The sequence below is a fragment of the Rhodoblastus sp. genome, assembly GCF_052145335.1.
Lineage (GTDB): Bacteria > Pseudomonadota > Alphaproteobacteria > Rhizobiales > Beijerinckiaceae > Rhodoblastus.
Window position 1 is genome coordinate 1 of the sequence record NZ_JBKQOU010000368.1, and the last position, 6,296, is coordinate 6,296.

Consider the following 6,296-nt stretch of genomic DNA (forward strand, 5'->3'; position numbering starts at 1 on the left):
GTCCAAGGGTCCGGTTTCCGCGCTAGCGGTCATGGCTTTGCCTTTCGCCGTCATGAGCGAGTCTGCCGGTCATCAAAAAGCCGCGCCCGACCTGTGAGGCCGGGCGCGGCGCCTCAGGTCAAAGCACGCTTGCGGGACTCGTGCGCAGATCCGCCGCTTTCGGCAGGCGGCCATCGGTTTCGTAGGTCAGGAAGCCCTTGTAGCCTTGCGGCCGGTTTGGCGGCAGGCCGGCGTTGAACAGGGTTTCCTCGACCGTGTCGTACCAGACGCCGATCTTCATGATCTGGCGCGCCTCGTCCGCCGTGGCCACTTTTCGGCCGAACTGCTCGCTCTGCTTCACCGCCCACTCGACCTGCTTCACCGTCGACCAGCGCTGCTTGTGCATGTCCCAGATATTGTCCTCGTTGCCCACGCGCACATGGACGCCGAGGATCGTCGCCAGAGACTGGATGGCGATATTGCCGCGCATGCTGCTCCAGAAGGTCACGCTGGACGCGCCGTGGGGCGTGCGGCGGAGCATTTCCATCCAGTCGTAGGGATTGCGGCCCATCGAGCCGCCCCCGTAGCCGCAAAGGGCCAGGTTCAGCGGGCCTTTGTAGATTCCGGCGCGAAGAATCCGCTCGATAATTTCGAGCTGATGGACGTGGCCGGGGACGAAATAAGGCTGGATCTTGTGCGCGGAGAGGCGCTTCAAGTGTTCGATATAGAATTTCGAGGTCGAATCCACCACCATGTCGGCCCAGGCGGCCGCGACCTTCGGGTCGGCCAGGTGAGTCCCGTCGGCGTCGCCCGGGATGAAGGCCTGGGTGACGTCCCAGAGCGTCGTGCCGGTCGTGACCGTGACGCAGTCAGGCTTGGGGTTCAACTCGGTCAGCATGTGTCGGGTATCGTAATCGAGCCACTTGGCCCGCGCGTCTTCTGTATGAGGCGCAAACGAGATCGACCCGCCCACCTGCAGGATCATCTTCGGTACGGCTTCGCGAAGGCGCGCGATGAAATAATTGTAGTGGTCGAAATTTGACGAGCCCTGGCCGGTCTCCGGATCGCGCACATGGACGTGCAGCATGGTCGCGCCCGCATTGTAGCAATCGACCGCAGCCTGCACCTGGTCGTCCCAGCTTACCGGAAGGTCGCCCACGTCGCCCGGCAGCCATTCCGGACCGAACGGCGCCGCAGTGATGATCGTCGGCTGCATATTTTCGGGAAACAGTGAGTCATCCGTGAAATACATCGTTCTTCTCCCCGTCGCCGCTCTAAGGAGCCAATGGTCGTTTTCGAGCGCGCCGCCTCGCAAAAACCGAGACGCGCGGATATTATTGTCGCTTCAGTTTGGGCCGCTTGTCATTTTGCGACAATCGCACTCAACGGAAGTGAAGGGGCTTGTTCGGGCATGGACGCCTTGGTTTATGAAGGCCGACACCGCGTCGGAGTTGTCGCCGAGCTGCCGGGCCTGCTGCGGCGTTTCGGCCTGGAGCCGGCGTCAGTGGTTGCACAGGCTGGGCTCGAACCGAGCCTATTGGACGATCCCGAGAACCGGATTTCCTTCCACGCGCTTGGCCTGCTCTTGGACCTGTGCGCATCGGCGACGGGCCGGCCTGATTTCGGCCTGCTCCTGGGAGCGCAAGGCGGAACCAAGAGTCTAGGCGTGATCGGGCGGTTGATGCGCAATGCGCCGACGCTCGGACAGGCGCTTTTCGATATTTGTGCAAACCAGCAGCGCTATATCAGCGGGGCCGTCGCCTATCTCGTCGTCAGAAATGGAACCGCTTATTGGGGTTATGGCGTCCACATCCCGGGAACGCCCGCCGTCGGCCAGATTTGCGATGGAGCGCTTGGCGTCGCGGCCAAAGTCCTTCGCGAGCTGGTTGGCCGCGCCCCGGAACTCGTCCTTATCTCGCGACCGGCTCCCCGCGACGGCGCGCTCTATCGCGAAGTCTTCGGCTCAGCGATCCAGTTCGACGCGGAACAGCACGCGTTCGCTTTTCCCGCCAGCTGGCTATCCCTGCCCGTGCTGGGGGCCGAACCGGCGCTTCGACGAGACACTGAACTTCTGGTCGAGGATTACTGGGCGAGGATCTGTCCGGGCTTCGTCGAACGAACGATTCGCACGTTGCGGAGTCGCGTTGTTTGCGGGAACGCCTCGCTCGACGCCGTTGCCGAGGCGCTTTCGCTCACGCCCCGGACGCTTAATCGTCGGCTCAGCGCCGAAGGACGAACTTTTCGTCAACTCGCGAATGAGGCGCGGTCCGTCGTTGCTCAGCAACTGCTCGCGGGGACGCGAATGCCTGTCACGAGCGTCGCGTTGGCTCTCGGCTATGCAGACGCGAGCGCGTTCACTCATGCGTTCCAGCGCACAGTGGGTTTGGCTCCCAGTGAATGGCGCGCGAAGCTCCGAGCCGATGATGGGGAAGCGGCTTTCGATTGAACGCCGGGATCGCGATTCGACAGGATCCGAAGTCGCTCCGTTGCCACGGTCGGCGTCATGGAAAGACGGCTATTTGCGGCGTCGACACGAGTAGGCGATCATTAGCGAACGACCGCATCGGGTCAGTTTTCAGTCAGCCGCCGCAGGAATTAGCGCTTCCACTTCATGACGAGGCGGTCATGGCAACACGCCGACCGTCCCATTCGAGCCGACCGGCGAAATCGGCAACGGCCAACGCGGAAAGGGAGCGGATGGCGGTCGGAGATTCGCGCTCCAGTTGCATCCAATTGCGACCCCGTCGCGGGTCAAAAAAAGTGAAAAAACCTGCGGTTTTTGGCTCGTTTTCGCGCGAAAATGCATCAATTGTCGCCGATTTCGCTCTGTTTTGCCAGCCACAACCTCCTGGTTGTGTTTTTTTGGGTCGTTGCGCCAAGCTCGCGAACACGCCGGAAACCGAGCAGATTCAATGCGGTGGCCGCTCCAGGCAGTCGGACGTTTCACGTGGAACATAACACGAACGCTCACGACGCCGAGAAACTCCCTGAAACTACGCTATTTTCACTTTCGCGTTTCGGAATTCGCTCCGGAAACGCCGAAGACGGAGGGCGCTTAGGCCAGATTCTGCCTCGGAAAGCCGGGGCTGGCCCAGATCTCGCCCTGCTTGGTCACGCCATAGGCTTCGGCCCTGAACCGGCGCAGCAAGGCCATCCCCTCCTCCGGGCCGACCACCGAAACGGCGGTGGAAAGCGCATCGGCCAGCACTGCTGTTTCCGCGATTACCGAGACGCAGGCGAAGGAGGCCGGCGAAGCGCCCGTGCGCGGATCGAGAATATGGTGGCGGGAATAATCGTCCGACCAAGTGTAAGCGTAATCGCCCGCAGTCGCCATGCAGCCGGTGAGCGGCGCCGTTCCCAGCATGGCGTCGGCGACGCGCGGATGTTTCAGCGCCGCCGTCCAGTCGTGGTTTTTCGCGTTGCGGCCCAAGGCCTCCATTTCGCCGGTGTCGACAAAGGCCTGTTTCACCCCGCGCTCGGCCAGCAGTTTGGCGACGCGATCCGCCGCATAACCGTGAGTCAGACTGTTGAGGGTGATCCCCATGCCTGCGCGCTCGAAGACAATCGCCTCAGCGTCGAAACGGACAAATTTCTGGCCGACCAGACTTCGCGCGGAGACGGCCTCGTCGTCGGTCGGCCACGCGCCGCGCCTGGCGTAGGAATCGTAAAAGATCCACAGGGGCTGTACGGTCACGTCGAAGGCGCCGCCGGTGGCGCGGTGCATGTCGTCGGCGACGGCCAGCATATCGAGAAGCGCCTGATCGGGATTGTCCAGCCGCCCGGTGGCGTTCAATCCGCGAATGTCGCTGCCCGGCGTGGACAGTCCGGCAATAAGCTCCAGACGGCGGATTTCGGCGAAGCCGGCGTCGAGCGCCGCTTGCGCCTCGCGCTCCTCCAGTCCGACGACGGTGAGGCCGACACCGGTGTCGAAGGCAACGCCCGCACGGCGGAAAACCGGCGCATCGGCGAAGGCCTCGACGCCGAGCGCGCCAATTCCGGCGCCCACCAGCGCGAGCTGCAACAACTGCCGACGGTCTGGACATTTCGCAGTATTCATTGGGCCGCCTCCAATTGCTTTTTCTGTCGCCTGCGCGCGCGCTTGCGCTCCAGCACCTCCGGTACGCAAAGCTCCTGATTGTCGAGAATGACCACACAATCCATGCACTGGAAACATTCCGAATAAACAACGGCGCCGCTTTTCCCGATCGCGCCGTAACGGCATTTCACCCGGCACATCTGGCACGGCGATCCGCATTCCTTCCGGCGCGGAATCCAGTTCCAGCGGCGGACAATACTCAAAGCGGCGAAAGCGGCGCCGAGCGGGCAGAGATAACGGCAGAAGAATTTGTAATGGAACATGCCAACGATCAGCAGCGCCACGGCGTAAAGCACGAAAGGCGCGGAACGCACGAACAGCAGAGTGATGGAAGTCTTGAACGGTTCGACCTCCGCGACCCTTTCCGCCTGCGAAGAGAAGAAGGAGGCGGTGACAAGGATCGCCGCCAGCACCAGGAATTTCGGCAGCCGCGACAGGCGCTCATAGCGTTGCGGCAGGCCGATCTGGCGCAGGCGTAGCAGTTTTCCGATTTCGCCGGCGAATTCCTGCAAGGCGCCGAATGGGCAGAGCCAGCCGCAAAAAGTGCCGCGCCCCCAGACGAACAAAGCAGCGAGCGCGAACAGCGTCACCATCAGGGTCGGCGGGTCCCACAGGAAGAAGGCGAAACTGCCCTCGCCCTTGATCGCCTTGACCAGTCCGAACAGCCAGACGATGGACAATTGCGCCTGCGCCAGCCAGCCAATGAAGACCAAGGTGAAGCCGAGATAGGCGAGGCGGAACGCCCTGAACCTTTGCGGAGAAAGCGTCAGCCAGCGCTGTCGCGCCAAAGCGACCGCCAGCACGATCAGGCCGGCGGCGAGAATGGCGATATCGCGTGTCCGGCTGCGCCAGATCGAGCCGATTCCCTTGCCGTCGTCGCTCGGCGGCATGTCGAATAGTTTTTCCGGCAGCGCATAGGTCAACGAAAAATCGCGCGTCACCTGCTCGGGAAAGATCTGGCCTTTTTCGCGGATAACGCGCAGCGACAATTCCGACGGCGACGCCGGATCGAAGGCGGCCTGCGGCGCGATGCGCAAAACTGCGACATCGCTCTTGGCGAGATCGAGCCCCGCAGGCGTCGGCAGGTCGAGGGTATCGCGCCAGACAAAATCGCGCCAGGCTACGGGAGCGCCGGCCTGGTTCATGCCGATCAAATTCGGGGTCGCCCCGGGAACGAAGGATTCCGGCATGAAAGTCCAGCGTCCGCTAGACAAGACCAGCATGGCGGGCGCGCCGTCGAGCTGGTCCATCAACTTGCGCCAATGCGCCTCGCCGAGAAGATTGCGGCCGACGATCGGCACGTCGACTTCCGCGACATAGAAATCGGCGAAGGCGCCCTGCGGGTCCGCCAGGCCCTGTTCGTCGACGCCCTCGGCTGCGGTTCCGGCAAAGGTTTTTTCGACTTCGCCATTGCTCAGGTGCAGATGGCGGATGTAGCCGCGCTCCAGCATTTGGGCGAAAGTCAGCTTCTCGAAAACCTCCGGCTTGACATGGGCGGCGCGATTGGGGTCGCGGCCCCTCGAAAAGCCGAGCCGCTCCCGCGCCACCTGCAGCGCCGAATTGACGATCGTCTCATTGATGATGCGCACCGAGGCGGTCGCCTTGGCGACGCCGTTGATTTCGGCGGCGACGCTCTCTTCACGGGGGTTACGCGTTCCGGGAGCGACGATCTTGATCGATTGCCGCAGGGATTTTCCCGCATATTGCTTGACGAAATCCATCAGAGGTTCGGGGCCGAGGCCGTCGACGAAAACCGGCTCGTGCTGCGTCAGAACCCTGACGTCAAGAAATTCGCCCGACGGTTTGATCGCGATCAGCAGATTGACGGGCGTGCCGGAAAAGCCGGGGATCGGTTCGAAATCAATCGACTCGAAAGCGTAGGCGAGGAGTACGTCGCCATTGTAGCTCTGCTTGAAGATCGGCCAGACCGGCAGGGTCGCGTCGCGCTCGCCGACCATCAAAGGCTTTGGAAAGAAGATCTGCAGCGCCGTGCGGTCAAGCGAGGAAGCATGCCCCGGCGCCCCGGCGAGGCCCAAGCAGAAGGCCGCCGCAAGCAACGCTAGGACGCGCAAACAAACGAAGGCGAGCCGCGAGCGACCCACGCTTTTCCCTGGCATTTCACTCTCCCCGAAACAGGTTGTGTCAGCGGGAAAACATCGCCTATAGTACTTTGGCCCAATTGCCCGTCGGGACGATGCGGCTCGTCGACAAGAGCGGCGGG

General features: G+C 62.6%; 4 protein-coding genes. 1 reads left to right on the forward strand and 3 read right to left on the reverse strand.

Going from position 1 to position 6,296, the window contains the following annotated elements:
* Positions 1 to 118: 118 nt before the first annotated feature.
* The gene (locus tag ACLP2E_RS21855; RefSeq protein WP_442461298.1) at positions 119 to 1,231 is read right to left on the reverse strand and encodes a 3-keto-5-aminohexanoate cleavage protein; all 1,113 of its coding nucleotides are present in this window, start codon (positions 1,229 to 1,231) and stop codon (positions 119 to 121) included.
* A 159-nt stretch (positions 1,232 to 1,390) separates the two neighbouring features.
* On the opposite strand from ACLP2E_RS21855, the gene ACLP2E_RS21860 reads away from it, so the two are divergent.
* Positions 1,391 to 2,425: an AraC family transcriptional regulator gene (locus ACLP2E_RS21860; protein ID WP_442467113.1), complete on the forward strand. Its 1,035-nt coding sequence runs from the start codon at positions 1,391 to 1,393 to the stop codon at positions 2,423 to 2,425.
* 609 nt (positions 2,426 to 3,034) lie between these two features.
* On the opposite strand, the gene ACLP2E_RS21865 is transcribed toward ACLP2E_RS21860, so the two are convergent.
* Both ACLP2E_RS21865 and ACLP2E_RS21870 read right to left on the reverse strand, forming a co-directional pair.
* The gene (locus tag ACLP2E_RS21865) at positions 3,035 to 4,036 is read right to left on the reverse strand and encodes an FAD:protein FMN transferase (RefSeq protein WP_442467114.1); all 1,002 of its coding nucleotides are present in this window, start codon (positions 4,034 to 4,036) and stop codon (positions 3,035 to 3,037) included.
* The gene (locus tag ACLP2E_RS21870) at positions 4,033 to 6,192 is read right to left on the reverse strand and encodes a 4Fe-4S binding protein (protein ID WP_442467115.1); all 2,160 of its coding nucleotides are present in this window, start codon (positions 6,190 to 6,192) and stop codon (positions 4,033 to 4,035) included. Before ACLP2E_RS21870 ends, ACLP2E_RS21865 begins: the two co-directional genes overlap by 4 nt.
* Between the last annotated feature and the right edge of the window lie 104 nt (positions 6,193 to 6,296).